Origin of the sequence: Marinihelvus fidelis (genome assembly GCF_008725655.1) — a bacterium.
In the GTDB taxonomy this organism is placed as follows: Bacteria; Pseudomonadota; Gammaproteobacteria; order Xanthomonadales; family SZUA-36; genus Marinihelvus; species Marinihelvus fidelis.
The window spans coordinates 519,776-536,371 of sequence record NZ_VYXP01000002.1 but is presented as its reverse complement, the minus strand read 5'-3'; the positions used below and the strand labels follow the sequence as shown (position 1 = coordinate 536,371).

Below are 16,596 nucleotides of genomic sequence, written 5' to 3'. Positions count from 1 at the left end.
GCATGATTCGAGCATTTTCGAGCAATGCCGCGATGGCCAGCCTGGTGCTGGCCATCGTCGTTTCAACCCCTGCCACCGCGCAGGTTGAGTCGGGCAATGAGCAACTGTTCAACCTGGTGTCGCAGATGCAGCAACTGCAGGATGAAATCCGCAGCCTGCGCGGCCAGATCGAGGAACAGTCCTACCAGATCGAGGACCTGAAGCGCCGCCAGCGCGACCAGTACCTGGACCTGGACCAGCGCATTTCCGGCATCACCGGCGGACAGCCTTCAGGCGCGGCCCCAGGCCTGGGTTCGACGACCCGCACGGCGCCTTCTACGGCTGCCGGCGTGACGGCCAGTGCCACCGTGCCCGCCGCATCGCCCGCAACCGGTGGCAACGCTGCCGTACCGCCGCTTGGCCGCACGGAAGAGGGCGAGGCCGCTGCACAGGCCGCCGCGTCACAGCCGCCGCGCGACGTGCCGGAAGTAACGGCGCCACCCAGCGTGCCGTCGACCACCATGGCACTGGGCGCACCGGATACCACGTCCCGCGAGACCGTGGCCAACCCGGAAGCCGAGCAGGCCGCCTACGACCAGGCCTTTCAGGCCCTGAAGGAACTGCGCTACGCCGATGCCGCGCGCGACTTCCAGGCCTTCCTGGATGCCTACCCGCAGAGCAGCCTGGCCGGCAACGCGCAGTACTGGCTGGGCGAGTCGTACTACGTTACCCGTAACTACGACATGGCCCTGAACGCCTTCGAGTCGCTGGGCAGCAACTACCCCGACAGCACCAAGGGCGGCGACGCACTGCTGAAGATCGGCTACACGCACTACGAGCTGAAGCAGTACGACCAGGCCCGTGCGGCGCTGGAGCAGGTGACCACCCGTTACCCGAACAGCACGCTGGCGCGACTGGCCACCTCCCGCCTGAACTCGATGCGCCTGGAGGGGCATCTCTGAGCACGCAATCCACCGAGGTTCGGGCACCACGCGTGCCCGAATCCCGCGAGGGCATGCTGAAGATCACCGAGATCTTCTTTTCGCTCCAGGGTGAGGCCCGCGACGCGGGCCGCCCCACCGTTTTCATCCGCCTGACCGGCTGCCCGCTGCGTTGCACCTACTGCGACAGCGAATACGCGTTCTTTGGCGGCGAGTGGATGCACTTCGATGACATCCTGGCCGAGACCGCCCGGCACCCCGCCAGGCATGTTTGCGTCACTGGCGGCGAGCCGCTGGCGCAGAAACGTTGCCTGCAGTTGCTGGAGCAATTGTGTGACGCCGGCTACGCGGTCTCTTTGGAAACTTCCGGCGCCATTGATGTCAGCCCCGTCGACGAGCGCGTCAGCCGCGTGGTCGACCTGAAAACACCGGATTCGGGCGAAGCGGACCGCAACCTGTGGAGCAACCTGGGCACGCTGGGCCCGCATGACCAGCTGAAGTTCGTCATCTGCTCTCGCGGCGACTACGAGTGGGCCCGCGAGCAGATTACCGGCCGCTCGCTGGCCGACCTGTGCGAAGTGCTGGTGTCACCCGCCTGGGGCCAGCAGGACCCCACCCAGCTGGCCGAATGGGTACTCGCCGACGGCCTGCCGGTTCGAATGCAGTTACAGTTACACAAGCTGCTGTGGGGAGACGAGCCCGGAAAATGAACGCCGCCAGCCCGAAAAAGCCGATTGCCGTGGTGCTGCTGTCCGGCGGCCTGGATTCCGCCACCGCCATGGCCATGGCCCGCGACGCCGACTTCGACCCGCGGCCGCTGGCGGTCGACTACGGCCAGCGCCACTCCAGCGAGCTCGCCGCCGCCGCCCGCGTGGCCAAAGCCGCCGGTGTGCCGCTGAAAGTGCTGCCCATGGACCTGCGCGCCATCGGCGGCTCCGCCCTGACCGACGACATCGCCGTACCCGAAGGCGAGTCGCTCGAAGAACACGGCGACATCCCGGTCACCTACGTGCCGGCCCGCAACACCGTGATGCTCTCGCTCGCACTGGGCTACGCCGAGGTCCTGGGCGCCGGCGACATCTTCATCGGCGTCAACGCCGTCGACTACTCCGGCTACCCCGACTGCCGCCCCGAATACATCGAGGCCTACGAGACCATGGCCAACCTGGCCACCAAGGCCGCCGTCGAAGGCCGCCGGCTCAAAATCCACACCCCGCTGATCGACCTGACCAAGGCCGAAATCATCAGCGAAGGCACGCGCCTGGGCGTCGACTACGCGCTCACCGTGTCTTGCTACCAGGCCGACACCGACGGCCGCGCCTGCGGCCGCTGCGACTCCTGCCAGATCCGCCGCGCCGGCTTCGAAGCCGCCGCCGTACCCGACCCGACCCGCTATCGCTAGCCGTTACTCGAAATCCAGGTGCTTGCCGAAGAACGGCATAACGGCATCGCGAAACTGCTCCGCCACGCGGTTGACATGGTCACCGTCGTAAACCTGGTACTGATGTTCAATCGCGTTATCCGTCAACACTTTATGCATGGCCTGTGCGCTCGGCATCAGCCAGTCCTTGTCACCGACATCAATTGCGATGCCCTCGTAACCCCGAAGCTCAAACATGTACTGGTCCGCCATGGCGACCGGCGCGTTGGCCTGCCAGCGGGCCATGACGTCCGCGGCCTGCTCACCTGATGGCAGGTCCATGTAGAAGGGCGGATTGTTTGGGTTTGGCGACCAGGCCGCCCCGGTAGCCAGTGTCGCGCGTTCCATGAACCCCAGGTCCAACGAGTCCTCGGGCTTCTCAAGCGCTTCAAGTTTCGCCACCAGTTCAGGGGCGGGCATTTGCGCCGGCGTCAGGCAGCACGGGCTCATCGCGTACAGGCTGGTAAAGACATCCGGCCGCTTCATGCCTATGCGCAACGCGCCGTAACCGCCCATGGAGTGCCCCACCAGCCCGCGGCTCTGGCGAACCGCAATGGTCCGGTAATGGGCATCCACGTAGCCCACGACATCATCAGCAATGTAACTCTCCCAGTCACCGGTGGTGACCGATGCGCCATACATTGAACCGTTGTTCACCGATTGCGCGTCGGGCATGACCACGATCATCTCCGGTGTGCCTGACCCGAACGCGGACTCGATGGCATTGGTGCGGGCCAGGTCTTTTTCAAACGCGTCGTTGTTGGACGAGTAACCATGCAGCGCGTAGACAACCGGGTAACGCCGCCCCGGTTCCTGGTTGTAGCTGGGCGGAAGAAAAACAATGATGTCGCGCGTCGTGGCATTGCCTTCCAGGTTGCCAACAAGCGACGGACCGGGAATATCCACCTGCTCCCGGGTAACTTCCTGCGCCATTACGGGAAGCGAAAAAGTCGCAGCGAAGGCGGCCATTAAGCCGGAAACCAATAAGCCAAAACAGGAACGATCAGATCGCATCAGGCGCTCTCCATGTTGTTTTTTTACAGGTACCAGCCCCGCATTACCTGGCGCGCTGGCTGTGCCGGAAAAGACTAGCGCATGGCAGATGGCGAAAAAAGCGATATTTCTCCGCCTGTTTCCTTGTAAGGCACGGATAAATCCCATAAAATCCGCGCTCCGCGACGAAAGGCGCGCCCGCGCTCCACAAGCGCCGCGGAATTCCCCCCGGGGGCCGTTAGCTCAGTTGGTAGAGCACCGGACTTTTAATCCGATGGTCGTTGGTTCGAGCCCAACACGGCCCACCATTTAAATCAAAGAGTTACGCGGATATTGAGCACCGGAAGGCGTTCAATTTTGGAAGTATTTTGGAAGACTTCCAAAAAAAACCGCTCAGAGACCCTTCACGACCTTCGGCCGCCGCCGGTAAATTCGTTGCAGGGTCGCCTTCGAGGCGTGCCCCAGGTGCTCGCCGGTCTCGTGGTCTGAGCCGGACTTCGCGCGGATATCGTGGAAGGTGAACCGCTCGCCTTTCCAGGCATTCATGAGCCGCTGCCAGGCGGAGCTGATCCCGTCCGATGTGTATGGCCGGCCGTTCGCTTTGCGGATGACGTACAGGCCGCCGGTGCCTTTCCTGCAGCGGCGGATCACGTCGCGGAGCATGGGGCTCCACAGCACCACCAGCACCTTGCCGGTTTTGCTCTGGGTGAAGTGGATCCCTTCATCGTCTAGCTGGGACCACTGCAGCCGAATCAGGTCGCCCCGACGTTGGCCGGTGCACAGCGCCAGTTCCATGAGCAGCTGCACTGGCTCGGTGGCGCGCTGGTGGACGGCCCAAAACTCCTCGTCGGAGATGTAGCGGCTACGGGGGCGTTCCTTGTTCTTCTCGACGCCGGTGCAGGGGTTTTCCTCGACCACCTGCCAGCGGATCAGCTTGGTGAATACGTGCGAGAGCAGGGCGATGTGGCGATTTGCCTGGACGGGAGCCGGGTAGCTGTCCAGGTAACCGGCAACGTCACGCCGCATGATTTCGGACGGCGCCATGTGTTCGAACGCCAGGCGGAGATACTTCAGCTGGCTGGTCTGGTCGTCGCGTGTCCTGGGCGCCTTCTTCGCCAGCACTTCGCGCTCGTAGCGGTCGAAATACTCTTTCATGGTGCCGAGCTGCTCGCCCAGCAGCTTGCCCAGGGCCTGGTGCATGTCCGGTTCGCTGCGGCCGAGCTTGTGCCACTTGCCCTTGTAGTCCACGTACCAATAGGTTCCCGAGCGGAGATAGACCCGCTTTGGCAGACCCTTGTCGTGTTTCCGGTTGCGTCCCACGGGCATGAGTCTACCCCGCTTTTCTGAGATGTGAGAAGTTGGGCCTCGATGTCCGCCCGCCCAGCAGGGCTTCTTCATAGACGCGCCAGGTCAGCGATGGCCAGCCGTCAGGCCGAGTACGGAAGGGGATTCCGTTCTCGGCCAGCCAGTCGCGGATCTCCTTCTGACGGGTGTAGCCGGTCAGCGCCTGGAGTTCTTCGCGGGTAATGAGCATGTCACCAACTCAACCATTCATCGAGGCAGGCAAAGCACATTCGCCATTCACCCCATGAGCCCTCACAGAGGGCTTTCTCGTGGCGATATCGGTCGCCTGGCTTGATGTGATGGCCAACGCAGCAGTCACCGAGTCCGTAGCATTGGTGCTCCTTACGAGCCGTTTTGATGCTAACCGTGCGGCACTGAATTGCCGTGTCATCTTGAAACGGGTCGGTATCGATATAGGTTTCGTCGCTATGAATCGCGCTCATGGATTGTTTTGACTCCACAGCTCATAGTCGGCAGGTGAGAGAAAGAACACCTCACCGCCGTGACGGGGATCGGTGGTTCGTATCACGATGCCGCGGGGAACGCAGTGGCTGGGCCTGACATCTGGCAGGCTTTTTTTAAGTGCGGCTATCGCTTCCTGCACATCCTCAAGGGTTATCGTTGTCGGAACTCCAGACGTGACGGTGCAGTTGTTCACCGGACCACCACACCCTGGTCACGAATGCCGATTTTTAGGACCAGCCAATTTTTCAGAGAATGGCCGTAGTTGATCCACCACTGTTTCACCGGATCCAGCCCCTCCGCGTCTGACGATTTCACCGGTGTCGGTGTCTACGATTTCCATGCCGTCGAAACTGCGCTGGTTAGGATCCTCGCGCACCAGTTCGTCGTCATGGGTGTAAAAGAGGGTGGTGGCCTTGTCCGGCTCTGGGATGGACAGCTTCACGTTGTCCAGCATTTCAACCTGCAGCCCGGCTGTGTGCGGCCGCGGCTTCAGCTTCAACGTGATGGTGATGCCACCTTCCTTCCCAGTGCGGGCCACGGCCTTCACCAGTTTGCCGAACTTGGTGTCCAGCTCATCAACGAGGCGCCCGTTACGGTGCTCCCGCAGTGCGTCGATAATCGCTCGCATCTTTTTGTCTCCTGCTTTGGTTAGCGAGTGCGGGGCCTAGTTGCCGGCACACTCTGGTTCTTGTGGGTCGACACCACTGCCACCCAGGGTGGCTTCACCCCGCCTGTACTGGGTGTACTCGATGCCCTTCATGGGCGCGTGGATCCACCGCTCCCACCCGCAGCGGGTGCACTTGTGGATGGATTTCAACGAGGCGCCCTTGCCGATGATCGAGCGGCCCGACCAGCGGTGCCGACTCACGCCGCCACCCGCTTGTCAGTGCCGAGCCGCAGCTGCAGGTCGTTGAGCAGAAGCCGGGCTTTCACCAGGTCACCGTTGCCGATGGCCACGGCGCAGCGCATGGAAAAGAACGCTTCCGGGTAGAACCCACCATGGATGAGCGTCGAGAGCGCCTCGGCGCGTTTGCTGTCGCCGGATCCAGCCGCCTGGATCGCGCGCAGGGCGTCCGGGCAGTTGTCGGGCCACTCGGCGCGCTTGGCCAGGCCGAGCAGCTCGGCGGCGTAGTGTTTGGGTTTCTTCATGGGGCCTATCCTGTTCCGTGACCTTCGATAAAAGACGCCGGGCGCCGCCCTGTAGTGGGGGGATTGAGGGGCCAGGGACGGCGCCCGACGGTCCGGGAAACGTGTGGGGCAGGGCGGGTCATGCGGCCTGCCTGGTTTCGAAGAAATCGGTCTGGGTGATGGTGTTGTAGAGCCGCGCCAGGCCGCTGGTGTAGTTGTTGTTCAGCTTGAATGTGACTTCGGCGTCGGTGAGCGCGGTGTTGAAGCGCAGCACCTCCATGATGCCCTTGGCGCCGTAGTGACTGCGGCCGGCGGCGCGCAGCTGCTCGGCGGCGTCGTAGAACGCCAGCCAGACGTGTTCGTTTTCACGTAGCCAGCGTTCAGTGATGCGGCAGAAACCGGCCGGATCCCGCTGCAGGGCGATAGCAGCCCTGGCGGCGGGTCCGGGCTCGGTGGGGGTGGCGAACTGAAGAGGGACCTGGTTCATGAGGCCACCTGCTCAATGACCAGGTCGACCAGGGCGAAGATCCAGCGGAAGGCGGCGGGCACCGCATACGGCAGGAGCAGCAGCATGACGCACCCGCCCAGGATCTCTGCCAGGTAACGGCGCAGCGACATGGCGCGCGCCTCGGGGACCAGGATGAACCACTCTTTCGTGTGCGGGCTCATGCCATCAGGTCCTTCACCAGCATGAACAGCTGAATCACGAACCACCCGGCCAGCAGCAGCAGTGAGCATCCGAGCAGCTTCCAGAAATTCATTGTCATTTCGCCCTCCGGAAAAAGTGAAGTGACCCCGCCGGGATGCCGGCATGGGTGTAGATCGGAACGGTCTTCATCTCGATGTCGCCGGTGTGCACCAGCGTTTCGAGCACGACGAAGGGCGCCCGGATCTTGCTGGCGGGCGTCCATGCGTCAGGTACGTGATTCAGGAAGGTCCGGGCGTGTGCGCCCTGGCCCCACTCGTCGCGGCTGGCCGGGATGGCGTTCATCGGCGCCACCTGGGCAGGAATCGGGAGAACACACCCCGGGGGCCAAGGTCACGAGGGGGGGAGTCAACCTCGCTCTCTCGGGGTGTGCTCTCCGGATTCGGTAGGTCGCGGTTGGAGTCAGGACGGCGCAGCAGCCAGATGGCCGCGCGCTGGTTGTTCGTCAGGGGACGTGTAGACGTGGTGATGCAGCCGAAAAACTCCGGCTGCGGGTCGAGTACGAATTTGCGTCCCATGAGGTCCATGGAACGAGATATTAGTGATACTAATTCTTCATGTCAACAGTAATACTAATATTCAGGGGCGCAACCAATAGAATTGCTTATTTTTTCAGCTGCCCATTAAGGCAGTGCAGTTAGCCGTGGTGCCACCAAGTGCGAATTTTCACGATGATTGCCCAGACCAGGCCGAGCACGATGACAACAGGAGCCCAGATAGCTGGCTCGTCGGTTTGGAAAGATGTTGCCATCCATATTGCGCCGATGAAAATCAACAGCACGGCAAATAGGTATTGCCGCTTGAGCTTCTTGCTGGTTGTTTGAGTTGTAGTCAGGTTCGTGTCAGTTGCCCTGGATTCGAGCGAAACTGGCGCCCCGCAGCGGGGGCATGAATTAGCCTTATTAGAGACCTGTGAGCTACATTCAGCGCATACGATTAAAGCCATAGCTATCTCCCTCTGGTAAACGTTACTTTTTCACTATCCGCTCAACCAACGCCTTGATGAACTTCAAATCTTCAGCGTCAAGTGTTCCATCGTTGAGCCCCTTTCGAATCAAACTGACAATTCCGGTAACCCCTTCATCACTTCCGTAAGTCGGCGGCTGCTCCGCGACGTGGAAAGTCGGGTCGACCTTTTGCTGAGACACCCGATAAGGGACGCTTAAATCCTGAAGCAACTCTGGATAAATGGATTCAGGCTCTACCTCCAGAACCTGCGCGAACTTGATAACCGCATTCAGGTTGAGTGGGATCTTGCCATTTAGATACTGGCTAACCGCACTCTGTGTCTCCCACCCTAACCGCGCCCCAACGCGCTCCTGGGTGAGCCCCAAGCCAGTTTTCTTTTCATCCCAGATCTTGCGTAACCGTGATGCTGCTCGCTGTTGATCGGAGGATAGCCTCTTGTCAGTCATGAGTCGCATTTGACAGCACTCCTTGCGTATACGCTATTAGCGTTACTGTTGACATCGAAAATTAGTGGCACTAATATCCGCGCAAGGAGATGCCTACGTGAAAGAGATCACACTGAAAGAATTCCTGGAAGAGAACACCCAGAACGCGGCAGCAATCGCGCTCGGGGTGGGCCAAAGCGCGATCGCGCAAATGGTCTCTTCCAACCGCGACATTCGCTTCGTGATGGACGCTCGCGGTGAAGTGATAAATGCCTATGAGCTCAAACCGCTTGGGAAGCAACCGGCGAGAGCTTCACAACGGGCCGCCTAACAGTTACCCAAAGGGTCGGCCCCGGGCGTTACCTGTCCCAGCCCGGGGGCGGCCCGACCACCAGACGACCTGGTGCCGGTGGTCCGCCCACCGCGAATTTTTACAACAACGCTGCGACAAGTAGCGACAACAAGAGTTATCAGGAGTTATCGGTGAGCCCCAAACAGCTGACTCTTTCGTTTGAACCAGGCGTGGCCCGCAGGTATCGCAACCTGCTGGATTGCTGCGCCACGGCGATCTACCGCGCCGGGCACGGCAACGTGGCGCCGGCCATCGACATCGCGCCATCAAACCTCACTAGGGCGCTGACTGGCGATGACCGCAAGCTGGGCGTCGATCACCTGGAGAAGTTCCTGGACGAGTTCGGCGACCTGGAGCCTGTCTACTACCTGGTCGACAAGTACCTGCACGAAAAAGCCGATCTGAAGAACAGCCGCCTCATCGAGGAGGCCGAGGTGTTGATGGGTCGGTTCAGCCAAGTGATCGCGGAGATCCGGGCGGGGGAGGGGGCGTGACTCAGGATATCGTTGAGAAGCTCGGGTACGCCGTCACGCTCGAACCGAATGGGATCCGAATTCTGCATGTATTTGCAGGCGGGAAATCCAGCTCCATAACCCTTAGCGCCGAAGAGGCGGCGCGGCTCGCCTGTCTTCTAACTAACGGCCCCGATGCTGGTGATTATCGTGATCTTTGAGCCGGACTCCGGAGGCTTTTTTTCAGAGGCCAAGAAACCGTGAATCGCCTGGCGAATTTCATCATCGGAAAGCTTTCTATAGGCCACCACGTCGTAGAACACCCCAGCCTCAGCGATCCTGACTCTGTTGTGAACATTCGGCCCCTTCATTTGCTTGGGAGGTCCATGAAGGTGCTCTCTTTTCCGCAGGATTCGCAAGAAAAGACCTGCAGTTTCACGCCCAACCGGCCAAACCCCGGATCGGTTCGGTTTCCAGTTCTCTTCAACTCCGTGCTACCACAATGATCACACGCGAATTTCGCAAAATTGCCCTTGAGACGATCCAGGTCCATGCGGAGTTGATCTGCATCAGCGCGCGCGTTCTCAAGATCCGCTTTCAACGCGCCATTCTCGCCTTGAAGCTCCGCGTTCCTTTTTTCTACATCCGCGTAAGCGTCTTTCAGGATCGAAAGTCGTTCCTTGAGGATCGCCGACGAGCCGTGCTCATTGATGATTTTTTCAAACAGTTGAAGCATCTCGAACCCCTTTTCGGCAAGAGAGAGCAGCGGTAGATCCGCAGCGAAGTATAGCAACCACAACAACGAGCGGGCCCCAGCCCGTTGGAGAGGATGATGAACAACGAGAGCATGGCAGAGACCATCGCCCAGGTCGCAAACCTGAATATCTTGGATATGTACCGGCGAGGGCAGACAGTGTTCTCGCCCCGCGAAGTTGACGGGCTAATGTTCAGCCTGGCCGCCGAGATCCTGCAGGAAACCGGCCTGACTGACGCAGTGACCAACAAGAAAGGGACCGGCGACGCAGCGGAGGCCCCGGCGGGTGAGAGCCCGTCATCCGCCGCGGGTTCCCCTGGGAAAAGCGAGGAGCCGGGCGTCGCCGCACCTACCGAATCCGTCGCCAAGCGCGAACCTCCCGCCACCACGGCCCAGGACGGGCCAGATAAGCCAGGGAGCAATAAGAAGCCTGAACCGGCGGCTGGTGGCGCCGGTAAAGGTGACGGCGACCCAGCGGTCATTCGCGGCCGCGCCGCCCGGATCCGCGACCGTGTGACGCTGTTCATGACGCAGCACAGCCTGAACGAGCACCGTGCCGCCGATCACTTCGATATCGCGCACCCGACGCTGGCCGGGTTCCTGGCCGGCACCACCAGCCCACGTAAGCCGACCCTGAAGAAGATCGAGAAGGGCCTCGGCCGCCGCCCAAAGGTTAACCGAGCGGTGCCGCCCGCCACGCTGTTGAAGAACCGCCTGGAAAACTGGTTCGAGGAACACGAGATAGCCGGAGATCCTGAAGGCTGTCAGGCCGCGCGAGAGCTTCTCGGAGTGAGCGCAAAAGCCCTGTCGATGATCTTGGCTGGCGACCTGGTGCACGTCAACGTCATTGACCAGCTGCGTGACAAGGGCGTCCTGACCCAGGCCGAATGGTGCCCGATCCGCAACGCTGCCAAGCAGCTGCAGTCGAGGGCTGCCTGATGGCAAAGAAGTACCGGAAGATCGACCCGAGAATCTGGAACGACGAGAAGTTCTACTCGGCGTCACTGTCCTGCCAGCACCTGTTTCTATTCATTCTGACCCACCCGCAGATGACGCCCGTTGGCGCAATGCGAACGTCACCAGGTGGTATCGAGGACGAACTTGATTGGGAGCAGAAAGGGTTCCCGCAACCCTTCCGGGAAGCCTTTAAGGAGGGTTTGCAGAAACGTTTCTGGGAGTACGACAAAACCGCCAAGTTTTTGGGGGTCCCGAACTTCACCAGATACAACCCACCGGACAACCCGAACGTGCTCAAGTCATGGGTCGGTTGCTGGAATGATCTGCCCGAGTGCGACCTTAAAAACAAGCTGTATCAACGCTTGAAAGAGTTAGCCGAAGGGTTAGGGGAAGGGTTCTATAAAGGGTTCGCCGAAGGGTTCCCCCAAACGTTCGGGGAAACAGGAGCAGGAGAAGGAGCAGGATCTACAGCATCTGCAGGAAGCGCGGAAAAGGCCGAATCAGACCCCGACGAACCCGGTTGGCTTGTGGCCGGCCGTGAAGCCAACCCGAAGCTGAGCGACGAGCAGATCCGTGGAGCCTGGGGGAAATTCAAAGCGCACAAGAATTCCCGCCAACCCAACCCGCGGTTCCAGTGGTTGAAGTGGATCCAGAACGAGTTCGACGGCCCGCCTCCGCGGCGGCGCGCCCCTGGGCGGTCCACTGGCACGAAATCCAGCGATGAGTTTTGGAGCGCCTTCGAGGCGTCCAGGGAGGCAAGGGCATGATCGAGCTACGAGAGCTGTGGGCGGTGATGAAAACCATGTACCCCCACGCATTCAAGGAATACGGCGGGGTCGATGGGCCGACATTCCGGTACTGGGAGCGGGAGCTGAAGAACTACAACCTCGCCGCCGGCTACCAGTCGCTGCAGCAGCGCAGCAGCGAGTTTCCGCCGACGCTGCCCGAGTTCAAGCAGCTGTGCCGCGCCGGCAAGGGTTACCACCACCCGCAGAACTGCTCCGACCAGGACAAGGCTGCCATCGAGTCCAGCGCCCGGAAGTTGCTCGCCGGCAGCACCGGCAGCAGCCAGTCCCGCATCATCACCCGCGGCCAGATCAAGGTTTTCCAGAAGAAGCGCGGCGAGCACTGGTACGACCAGTACCCGCAGGGGCTCACGCGCTACAACCTGGACGAGATCTACGGCGCGGATCTCGAACTGATCCGCCCCGCAGTCGCCAGGCACGACGACGACACGCCCGTAAGGAGCGCGGCATGACCTGGGGCGCAGCAGAAGCAGCCGTTCCGCTGGAGCCCTGGGAGACCGTCAACAGCATGTGGGCGGCACACGTCGAGGTCGAGGTGATGGCCACTCTGGGTGACGAGCCGATCACGACCAGCGAGATCAAGGCCCGGACGGGATTCCCGCGTGGCTCGATTGAAAGTGCGCTGAAGCGCTGCCGCAGCGCCGACCTGGTCAAGTACCGGGCGCACACCGGATGGGTGCTGGCATGAGCGGGCGCCATCTGTGGGTTCGCAAGGCCATCGAGAAGGGCGTCTCTCCGCATGTTCGCCTGGTTCACCGCTGTCCGCATTGCGGCTGGGAGCGCCAGATCCTGCGCGCGCCCCTGGGTGGCGCCAGGTACATCCGCGGCTCCCAGGTGATCGGCGGCCCGGGCAAGATCGCCAAGCGCCCGCCATGCACGCCGGAGACGGCCGGGGTGGCGGCATGAGGCGCTTCTACAGCTGGCTCATCAAGCGGGTCTCGAAACGCGCCCCGGATTTCGTCGTGGGCGGCCACGAGAATCCGTACCTGCTGCGCTGGTGGGTGATCCCGCGCAACCGATTTTTCAACGTGTACCTGCACCTGTTCCTGCGCGATGACGACGACCGCGCGCTGCACGATCACCCCTGGGCGAACTGCTCGGTGCTGCTGCGCGGCTCGTACACCGAACACACCATCGCCGCCGGCGGGATCCACCGCCGCGAGGTGCTAAAGCCCGGCGCCGTCCGGTTCCGCTGGTCGGGCAAGTTCGCCCACCGCGTCGAGCTGCACGACGGATCCTGCTGGACACTGTTCATCACCGGCCCGGTCTACCGCCATTGGGGCTTTCACTGCCCCGAGAAGGGCTGGGTGCACTGGAAGGAATTCACCGCGGCCGAGGATCCCGGGTCCGTCGGCGCGGGCTGTGACTGAGACCCGGAAATTACTTAGGAGAACCAGCATGAGCGACAACGAACGCCCCTTAACGCTTGGTGAAAAGCGCGTCCGCATTAACTTCAACGTGACCGAGAACAACGACATTGATCGCCTGAAGATCCTCGCCGCCAACTTCATTGACGAAGTCGCAAGGGTCACACGAGACAGCAAGGATATTGAGGTTCCGCGATTGGCGGCTTTGGCAATGACCAAAGCCGAGGAGGCGGCGATGTGGGCCGTAAAGGCGGTAACGGCCCCGTCCGCATGAGCGCCGAAAAAGACCAGGCGATGCTGGCTCACTTTGAGCTCACCCAGGACGATAGCGGTAACTGGTTCTGGGTCTTCCGTTCGACGGCCGGCCATGTGATGGCGCGCTCGGCTGTGCCGCACCATAGCAAGCGCGCAGCCGCCGAGCACTTCAACGAAACCGCCCATGAGTTTTGTGAGTTCGTCCGGAAGGTCAACGAGGCATTCGCCGCCAGCCTGGCCGAAGAAGAAGGCGGGAATTGCTGAACCATGGAAGTCGTCCAGCCCGTCCGCTCGAAGCGCAAGATCCGGCAGATGTTCGAGTGGCTGGACGAGCGCAACCCCCGCGACAGCCTGATGTGGGCCTTGGGCATCAACACCGGCCTGCGCGTGAGCGACCTGCTCGCGCTGCGGGTCCGAGATGTCTGGTTTCGGGGCGCCGCAGTCGAGCACCTGAAGCTCCGCGACAAGAAGACCGGCAAGCTCACCCGCCGCTACCTGGTGCCCTCGGTGCGCGAGCTGGTGGCCAGCTACTGCGACGGTCGCCGGCCTGAGCGCTACCTGTTCCTGAGTCGCCAGGGCCGCAACCGTCCGATCACGCGCAGCCGAGCTGACCAGGTCCTGAAGAACGCCGCCAAAGCCTGCCGTGTGCCCGAGGTGGGCACCCACTCGATGCGCAAGACGTTCGGTTACCAGCACTACCAGCAGCACAACGATCTGACGCTGCTGATGGAGCTGCTCAACCACGCCAGCGAGAAGGAGACGCGCAAGTACATCGGCATCACCCAGGACGTGATGGATGACTCATTGAAAGGCTTCGACGCCATGGGTGGCGACGATGACTGATTTCAGGAAAACCAAAAAACCCCGGAAAAGCGCGAGGGCAGGGCATTTGACGCTGATTACTCGCTTCATTCCGGGCGTTTCAAACTCAAAACGCGAAATCCTCGAAACCCGCATGAATACGTGGTTTCAGCGGATTGGCCAGTTTGCCACAACCTGCTTGAAGCGAACTGTAGGGCGCAAAGCCATACGGCGTGAGGCTTTGAGGGCTGTTGAGGGGTGGCGTCCAACTGTCAAGGAATCCTTGTCAGTTCGCATCGAACACCCTGGTCTGCACGACCTTTTCCAGAAGCTCGAAGCTATTCGTCGAACCGGGAGTCATTGGTGAACAGCACTGCCCAGGCCATCCGCCGAAGAATCAAGGAGCGCCGGGTGATTGCCAGGGCGATCCGCTACCAGGCCGACCGCCTGGAGGAGCCGGCCGAGATCCTCGCCGGTTACGTGGTGGCCAAGGCGGTCAGCGACCTGATGACCGACGTGGACCATGCGCGACTGCGGGATCGGGTACGGCGCGCCGAGGATGTGGTGCGGGCCACGCTGACGGTGCCGCCAGGGCGCCGCAATTCCGCCGACATCGAGACGGCCTGCCATCGCCTTCGAGCTGTGCGCGGGTTCGTCATGGACCAGGTCGCCCAGGACAGCGCCCCCGACTGGAGGCTGGCCATGGACACGTTTGGCCTCGTCGACGGCAAGCCAACGCTGCGGACCTGGTGCGCACTGGCTGATATCAACTTCGAGAACCTGGTGGCCAGGCTTCAGGCCGCCGAGCTGCTGCCGCCCTACAAGTGCGGCAAGGCAGCATGACCATGTCCCGCAATACCGCGCCCGCGCATCCGCGCAATACCCTCATCGGCAACATCACCTATCAACCAGCTGATGAAAGGGCCAACACGCATGTCGACAAAAACGGTGCTCCTCGAACCGAGCGCAACGCAGGCGGCTGTCGCCAAGGGAACGACACTCGCCGGCTCCGGTTCGGCGGTGTTCTTCGGGCTTCACGCCAACGAGTTCGCCGCGATCACCGGCGCCCTGATAGCCATCCTCGGCTTCGCTTACAACATCTGGGTGCAGGAGCGCCGCTTGAGAATCGAGCGCAAAGCAGCAGAGGAAGCTGCACGCCGCGCCGCCGAGGCGGCCGTGGAAGAGGCCACCCAGTGACAGCCCCGCGGGGAATCCGCAACAACAACCCGATGAACATCGAGGCCGGGGCCGACTGGCACGGCCTGGCCGCTGACTGGGAACGAACGCCCGAGCAGATCCTGGAGAACCGGTTCGCCGTGTTCCACGCCCCCGAGTGGGGCATCCGCGCCGGGGTGAAGGTGCTCATCACGTACCAGGAGCGCCACGGCCTGGACACCATCCGTGAGATGATCCACCGCTTCGCCCCCCACCACGAGAACAAGTCCGACCGATACGCCGAGTTCGTGGCCGAGCGGGTGGGCGTGGACCCTGACGAGTCCATCAACATCCGAGACCTGGACACCGCACGCCGCATGGTCGAGGCCATGATCGAGATGGAGAACGGATACCAGCCCTACGACAGCGTCACGCTCGGGCGTGCGTTCTACCTGGCGGGGCTGGCATGAGCTGGCGTGAGCGGATCCGCATGTCGGTCCTGGTCTGGGCCTGCATCTTCGTCACGCTGTTCGTGGCTGCTGCATTCCGCTGGCCCGACCGGGTCACCGGCACGCTGGCCACCGTCATCAAGACCGTGTTCGATTTCCTGGGCGGCGCGCTGTGATCCTTCGAGTGGTCATCGGTATCGCCATCGCCCTGGGCCTGGCACTGGCCTGGCAATCGTTCAGCGTCTGGAAGCTGAAGGTCGAGGCCACGTCCGCAGCTGAAACCATCGAGAGATTCCGGCAGCAGTACGCCGAGCTCGAAAGCCAGAACGACGGGCTGGCTGCCAACCTGGAACGACTGAGGCAGGACCGTGCCGCCATCGAGGAGGTGCGGCGACTGCTCGAACAACAGAGAGCTGACCATGAACGCGAACGTATTGAGTTCACCGCCGAGCTGCGCGAGGCCCTCGCCGCGGATCTCGCCGACACGCCTTGTGCTGTTGTGCCTGTGCCTGACGCTGCTGCTGACCGCCTGCGCTCCGCGCGAGATCGTGCGAACAGTGCGGGAGCCCTACCCAGTTCCCCAGTACCTGGCGATTGACGGCGAGCTCACCCGCCCGCTGTACGTCGCCCCACTCCCTGACCCGCTCACCTTCGGTCAATGCACGGCCGCCCTGGCCGATGCGTACAGCCTGATTGAGTCTGCCAACTTCGACCGCGCCCAGGTGCGCGAGATCGAGGGGCGGGCTGTAAGCGAGCTACCACGCGGGTCTCAGAGATGAGCGGGTCCTTTCTGGCGAGGGGGCTGACGGGTGCGGAGAGGCGCGAAATATCGCTAGGCACGTCGTAGCGCAATAACTTCCTTCCCAAGCTGGGCGGCA

31 protein-coding genes and 1 tRNA gene are annotated in these 16,596 nt (G+C 62.0%); 20 read left to right on the top strand and 12 right to left on the bottom strand.

Annotated elements, in window-relative coordinates:
- Window positions 1-2 precede the first annotated feature (2 nt).
- The 3 genes from ybgF to queC are packed head-to-tail and all read left to right on the top strand — an operon-like array spanning window position 3 to window position 2,322.
- Window positions 3-941, top strand: a complete 939-nt coding sequence (gene ybgF / locus F3N42_RS03855; RefSeq protein ID WP_150863054.1) for a tol-pal system protein YbgF — start codon at window positions 3-5, stop codon at window positions 939-941.
- A gap of 53 nt (window positions 942-994) precedes the next feature.
- Window positions 995-1,630 (top strand): 7-carboxy-7-deazaguanine synthase QueE, encoded by a 636-nt coding sequence (queE, locus tag F3N42_RS03850; RefSeq protein WP_150863162.1) that lies wholly within the window; start codon window positions 995-997, stop codon window positions 1,628-1,630.
- Window positions 1,627-2,322, top strand: a complete 696-nt coding sequence (gene queC, locus F3N42_RS03845; protein ID WP_150863053.1) for a 7-cyano-7-deazaguanine synthase QueC — start codon at window positions 1,627-1,629, stop codon at window positions 2,320-2,322. The genes queE and queC overlap by 4 nt, the downstream gene beginning before the upstream one ends.
- Before the next feature lie 3 nt (window positions 2,323-2,325).
- On the opposite strand, the gene F3N42_RS03840 is transcribed toward queC, so the two are convergent.
- Window positions 2,326-3,273: an alpha/beta hydrolase gene (locus tag F3N42_RS03840; protein WP_224784670.1), complete on the bottom strand. Its 948-nt coding sequence runs from the start codon at window positions 3,271-3,273 to the stop codon at window positions 2,326-2,328.
- 292 nt (window positions 3,274-3,565) lie between these two features.
- Between F3N42_RS03840 and F3N42_RS03835 the strand changes: the two genes are divergently transcribed.
- Window positions 3,566-3,641 (top strand) — tRNA-Lys (locus F3N42_RS03835).
- A gap of 85 nt (window positions 3,642-3,726) precedes the next feature.
- Here F3N42_RS03835 and F3N42_RS03830 read toward each other — a convergent pair.
- The 10 genes from F3N42_RS03830 to F3N42_RS03785 all read right to left on the bottom strand — a co-directional run bounded on the left by F3N42_RS03830 (window position 3,727) and on the right by F3N42_RS03785 (window position 8,400).
- A complete protein-coding gene (locus F3N42_RS03830) occupies window positions 3,727-4,659 on the bottom strand; it encodes a tyrosine-type recombinase/integrase (protein WP_191621220.1) in 933 nt (310 codons plus the stop codon).
- Between the two features lie 4 nt (window positions 4,660-4,663).
- Window positions 4,664-4,867 (bottom strand): DUF4224 domain-containing protein, encoded by a 204-nt coding sequence (locus tag F3N42_RS03825; protein WP_150863051.1) that lies wholly within the window; start codon window positions 4,865-4,867, stop codon window positions 4,664-4,666.
- Between the two features lie 486 nt (window positions 4,868-5,353).
- A complete protein-coding gene (locus tag F3N42_RS03820; protein WP_150863050.1) occupies window positions 5,354-5,770 on the bottom strand; it encodes a hypothetical protein in 417 nt (138 codons plus the stop codon).
- A gap of 36 nt (window positions 5,771-5,806) precedes the next feature.
- Window positions 5,807-6,010: a hypothetical protein gene (locus tag F3N42_RS03815; RefSeq protein WP_150863049.1), complete on the bottom strand. Its 204-nt coding sequence runs from the start codon at window positions 6,008-6,010 to the stop codon at window positions 5,807-5,809.
- Window positions 6,007-6,291 (bottom strand): hypothetical protein, encoded by a 285-nt coding sequence (locus F3N42_RS03810; protein ID WP_150863048.1) that lies wholly within the window; start codon window positions 6,289-6,291, stop codon window positions 6,007-6,009. Before F3N42_RS03810 ends, F3N42_RS03815 begins: the two co-directional genes overlap by 4 nt.
- Window positions 6,292-6,409: 118 nt before the next feature.
- Window positions 6,410-6,757, bottom strand: coding sequence for a hypothetical protein (locus F3N42_RS03805; protein ID WP_150863047.1), 348 nt, complete (start codon window positions 6,755-6,757; stop codon window positions 6,410-6,412).
- Complete coding sequence (locus tag F3N42_RS03800) at window positions 6,754-6,939, bottom strand: hypothetical protein (RefSeq protein ID WP_150863046.1); 186 nt, start codon at window positions 6,937-6,939, stop codon at window positions 6,754-6,756. Before F3N42_RS03800 ends, F3N42_RS03805 begins: the two co-directional genes overlap by 4 nt.
- A 94-nt stretch (window positions 6,940-7,033) precedes the next feature.
- Window positions 7,034-7,261, bottom strand: a complete 228-nt coding sequence (locus F3N42_RS03795; RefSeq protein WP_150863045.1) for a hypothetical protein — start codon at window positions 7,259-7,261, stop codon at window positions 7,034-7,036.
- Window positions 7,262-7,613: 352 nt separating this feature from the next.
- Window positions 7,614-7,922, bottom strand: coding sequence for a hypothetical protein (locus tag F3N42_RS15715; RefSeq protein ID WP_224784668.1), 309 nt, complete (start codon window positions 7,920-7,922; stop codon window positions 7,614-7,616).
- Between the two features lie 22 nt (window positions 7,923-7,944).
- On the bottom strand, window positions 7,945-8,400 hold the full coding sequence (locus F3N42_RS03785) for a helix-turn-helix domain-containing protein (protein WP_224784666.1): 456 nt from the start codon (window positions 8,398-8,400) through the stop codon (window positions 7,945-7,947).
- 88 nt (window positions 8,401-8,488) lie between these two features.
- Between F3N42_RS03785 and F3N42_RS03780 the strand changes: the two genes are divergently transcribed.
- Both F3N42_RS03780 and F3N42_RS03775 read left to right on the top strand, forming a co-directional pair.
- Window positions 8,489-8,701, top strand: coding sequence for a Cro/CI family transcriptional regulator (locus F3N42_RS03780; RefSeq protein ID WP_191621219.1), 213 nt, complete (start codon window positions 8,489-8,491; stop codon window positions 8,699-8,701).
- A 191-nt stretch (window positions 8,702-8,892) separates the two neighbouring features.
- Window positions 8,893-9,216, top strand: coding sequence for a hypothetical protein (locus tag F3N42_RS03775; protein ID WP_150863043.1), 324 nt, complete (start codon window positions 8,893-8,895; stop codon window positions 9,214-9,216).
- Between the two features lie 325 nt (window positions 9,217-9,541).
- Here the strand turns inward: F3N42_RS03775 and F3N42_RS03770 are convergent, their stop codons facing one another.
- Window positions 9,542-9,910: a hypothetical protein gene (locus F3N42_RS03770; protein WP_150863042.1), complete on the bottom strand. Its 369-nt coding sequence runs from the start codon at window positions 9,908-9,910 to the stop codon at window positions 9,542-9,544.
- 96 nt (window positions 9,911-10,006) lie between these two features.
- On the opposite strand from F3N42_RS03770, the gene F3N42_RS03765 reads away from it, so the two are divergent.
- The 14 genes from F3N42_RS03765 (at window position 10,007) to F3N42_RS03705 (ending at window position 16,316) form a co-directional block, all read left to right on the top strand.
- A complete protein-coding gene (locus F3N42_RS03765) occupies window positions 10,007-10,867 on the top strand; it encodes a hypothetical protein (RefSeq protein WP_150863041.1) in 861 nt (286 codons plus the stop codon).
- A complete protein-coding gene (locus F3N42_RS03760; protein WP_150863040.1) occupies window positions 10,867-11,652 on the top strand; it encodes a hypothetical protein in 786 nt (261 codons plus the stop codon). Before F3N42_RS03765 ends, F3N42_RS03760 begins: the two co-directional genes overlap by 1 nt.
- A complete protein-coding gene (locus F3N42_RS03755; protein WP_150863039.1) occupies window positions 11,649-12,143 on the top strand; it encodes a hypothetical protein in 495 nt (164 codons plus the stop codon). Before F3N42_RS03760 ends, F3N42_RS03755 begins: the two co-directional genes overlap by 4 nt.
- Window positions 12,140-12,379 carry a hypothetical protein gene (locus F3N42_RS03750; RefSeq protein ID WP_150863038.1) on the top strand — a complete coding sequence of 80 codons (240 nt, stop codon included), beginning with the start codon at window positions 12,140-12,142 and terminating at the stop codon, window positions 12,377-12,379. The genes F3N42_RS03755 and F3N42_RS03750 overlap by 4 nt, the downstream gene beginning before the upstream one ends.
- Window positions 12,376-12,597, top strand: coding sequence for a hypothetical protein (locus tag F3N42_RS03745; protein WP_150863037.1), 222 nt, complete (start codon window positions 12,376-12,378; stop codon window positions 12,595-12,597). The genes F3N42_RS03750 and F3N42_RS03745 overlap by 4 nt, the downstream gene beginning before the upstream one ends.
- Window positions 12,594-13,061, top strand: coding sequence for a hypothetical protein (locus F3N42_RS03740; RefSeq protein ID WP_150863036.1), 468 nt, complete (start codon window positions 12,594-12,596; stop codon window positions 13,059-13,061). Before F3N42_RS03745 ends, F3N42_RS03740 begins: the two co-directional genes overlap by 4 nt.
- A 28-nt stretch (window positions 13,062-13,089) precedes the next feature.
- Window positions 13,090-13,332 carry an Acb2/Tad1 domain-containing protein gene (locus F3N42_RS03735; protein ID WP_150863035.1) on the top strand — a complete coding sequence of 81 codons (243 nt, stop codon included), beginning with the start codon at window positions 13,090-13,092 and terminating at the stop codon, window positions 13,330-13,332.
- Window positions 13,329-13,577 (top strand): YegP family protein, encoded by a 249-nt coding sequence (locus F3N42_RS03730; RefSeq protein ID WP_150863034.1) that lies wholly within the window; start codon window positions 13,329-13,331, stop codon window positions 13,575-13,577. The genes F3N42_RS03735 and F3N42_RS03730 overlap by 4 nt, the downstream gene beginning before the upstream one ends.
- A 3-nt stretch (window positions 13,578-13,580) precedes the next feature.
- Window positions 13,581-14,156 (top strand): site-specific integrase, encoded by a 576-nt coding sequence (locus F3N42_RS03725; RefSeq protein ID WP_150863033.1) that lies wholly within the window; start codon window positions 13,581-13,583, stop codon window positions 14,154-14,156.
- Between the two features lie 321 nt (window positions 14,157-14,477).
- Entirely contained in the window at window positions 14,478-14,957 is a 480-nt protein-coding gene (locus tag F3N42_RS03720) for a hypothetical protein (protein WP_150863032.1), read from the top strand.
- Between the two features lie 90 nt (window positions 14,958-15,047).
- The gene (locus tag F3N42_RS03715) at window positions 15,048-15,311 is read left to right on the top strand and encodes a holin (protein ID WP_150863031.1); all 264 of its coding nucleotides are present in this window, start codon (window positions 15,048-15,050) and stop codon (window positions 15,309-15,311) included.
- Window positions 15,308-15,739 carry a structural protein gene (locus F3N42_RS03710; RefSeq protein WP_150863030.1) on the top strand — a complete coding sequence of 144 codons (432 nt, stop codon included), beginning with the start codon at window positions 15,308-15,310 and terminating at the stop codon, window positions 15,737-15,739. The genes F3N42_RS03715 and F3N42_RS03710 overlap by 4 nt, the downstream gene beginning before the upstream one ends.
- Window positions 15,736-15,894 carry a hypothetical protein gene (locus F3N42_RS15570; protein ID WP_191621218.1) on the top strand — a complete coding sequence of 53 codons (159 nt, stop codon included), beginning with the start codon at window positions 15,736-15,738 and terminating at the stop codon, window positions 15,892-15,894. The genes F3N42_RS03710 and F3N42_RS15570 overlap by 4 nt, the downstream gene beginning before the upstream one ends.
- Entirely contained in the window at window positions 15,891-16,316 is a 426-nt protein-coding gene (locus F3N42_RS03705; RefSeq protein WP_150863029.1) for a hypothetical protein, read from the top strand. The genes F3N42_RS15570 and F3N42_RS03705 overlap by 4 nt, the downstream gene beginning before the upstream one ends.
- The last annotated feature ends 280 nt before the right edge of the window (window positions 16,317-16,596 follow it).

What these genes read in the sequence shown, in the direction of transcription:
- F3N42_RS03830 (WP_191621220.1), bottom strand. Translation starts at nt 4,659, where the DNA reads ATGCCCGTGGGACGCAACCGGAAACACGACAAGGGTCTGCCAAAGCGG.
- ybgF (WP_150863054.1), top strand. Translation starts at nt 3, where the DNA reads ATGATTCGAGCATTTTCGAGCAATGCCGCGATGGCCAGCCTGGTGCTG.
- queC (WP_150863053.1), top strand. Translation starts at nt 1,627, where the DNA reads ATGAACGCCGCCAGCCCGAAAAAGCCGATTGCCGTGGTGCTGCTGTCC.
- F3N42_RS03735 (WP_150863035.1), top strand. Translation starts at nt 13,090, where the DNA reads ATGAGCGACAACGAACGCCCCTTAACGCTTGGTGAAAAGCGCGTCCGC.
- F3N42_RS03755 (WP_150863039.1), top strand. Translation starts at nt 11,649, where the DNA reads ATGATCGAGCTACGAGAGCTGTGGGCGGTGATGAAAACCATGTACCCC.
- F3N42_RS03805 (WP_150863047.1), bottom strand. Translation starts at nt 6,757, where the DNA reads ATGAACCAGGTCCCTCTTCAGTTCGCCACCCCCACCGAGCCCGGACCC.
- F3N42_RS03810 (WP_150863048.1), bottom strand. Translation starts at nt 6,291, where the DNA reads ATGAAGAAACCCAAACACTACGCCGCCGAGCTGCTCGGCCTGGCCAAG.
- F3N42_RS03795 (WP_150863045.1), bottom strand. Translation starts at nt 7,261, where the DNA reads ATGAACGCCATCCCGGCCAGCCGCGACGAGTGGGGCCAGGGCGCACAC.
- F3N42_RS03715 (WP_150863031.1), top strand. Translation starts at nt 15,048, where the DNA reads ATGTCGACAAAAACGGTGCTCCTCGAACCGAGCGCAACGCAGGCGGCT.
- F3N42_RS03820 (WP_150863050.1), bottom strand. Translation starts at nt 5,770, where the DNA reads ATGCGAGCGATTATCGACGCACTGCGGGAGCACCGTAACGGGCGCCTC.
- F3N42_RS15570 (WP_191621218.1), top strand. Translation starts at nt 15,736, where the DNA reads ATGAGCTGGCGTGAGCGGATCCGCATGTCGGTCCTGGTCTGGGCCTGC.
- F3N42_RS15715 (WP_224784668.1), bottom strand. Translation starts at nt 7,922, where the DNA reads ATGGCTTTAATCGTATGCGCTGAATGTAGCTCACAGGTCTCTAATAAG.
- F3N42_RS03745 (WP_150863037.1), top strand. Translation starts at nt 12,376, where the DNA reads ATGAGCGGGCGCCATCTGTGGGTTCGCAAGGCCATCGAGAAGGGCGTC.
- F3N42_RS03725 (WP_150863033.1), top strand. Translation starts at nt 13,581, where the DNA reads ATGGAAGTCGTCCAGCCCGTCCGCTCGAAGCGCAAGATCCGGCAGATG.
- F3N42_RS03840 (WP_224784670.1), bottom strand. Translation starts at nt 3,273, where the DNA reads ATGGCGCAGGAAGTTACCCGGGAGCAGGTGGATATTCCCGGTCCGTCG.
- F3N42_RS03765 (WP_150863041.1), top strand. Translation starts at nt 10,007, where the DNA reads ATGAACAACGAGAGCATGGCAGAGACCATCGCCCAGGTCGCAAACCTG.
- F3N42_RS03750 (WP_150863038.1), top strand. Translation starts at nt 12,140, where the DNA reads ATGACCTGGGGCGCAGCAGAAGCAGCCGTTCCGCTGGAGCCCTGGGAG.
- F3N42_RS03740 (WP_150863036.1), top strand. Translation starts at nt 12,594, where the DNA reads ATGAGGCGCTTCTACAGCTGGCTCATCAAGCGGGTCTCGAAACGCGCC.
- F3N42_RS03730 (WP_150863034.1), top strand. Translation starts at nt 13,329, where the DNA reads ATGAGCGCCGAAAAAGACCAGGCGATGCTGGCTCACTTTGAGCTCACC.
- F3N42_RS03785 (WP_224784666.1), bottom strand. Translation starts at nt 8,400, where the DNA reads ATGCGACTCATGACTGACAAGAGGCTATCCTCCGATCAACAGCGAGCA.
- F3N42_RS03825 (WP_150863051.1), bottom strand. Translation starts at nt 4,867, where the DNA reads ATGCTCATTACCCGCGAAGAACTCCAGGCGCTGACCGGCTACACCCGT.
- queE (WP_150863162.1), top strand. Translation starts at nt 995, where the DNA reads ATGCTGAAGATCACCGAGATCTTCTTTTCGCTCCAGGGTGAGGCCCGC.
- F3N42_RS03770 (WP_150863042.1), bottom strand. Translation starts at nt 9,910, where the DNA reads ATGCTTCAACTGTTTGAAAAAATCATCAATGAGCACGGCTCGTCGGCG.
- F3N42_RS03800 (WP_150863046.1), bottom strand. Translation starts at nt 6,939, where the DNA reads ATGAGCCCGCACACGAAAGAGTGGTTCATCCTGGTCCCCGAGGCGCGC.
- F3N42_RS03760 (WP_150863040.1), top strand. Translation starts at nt 10,867, where the DNA reads ATGGCAAAGAAGTACCGGAAGATCGACCCGAGAATCTGGAACGACGAG.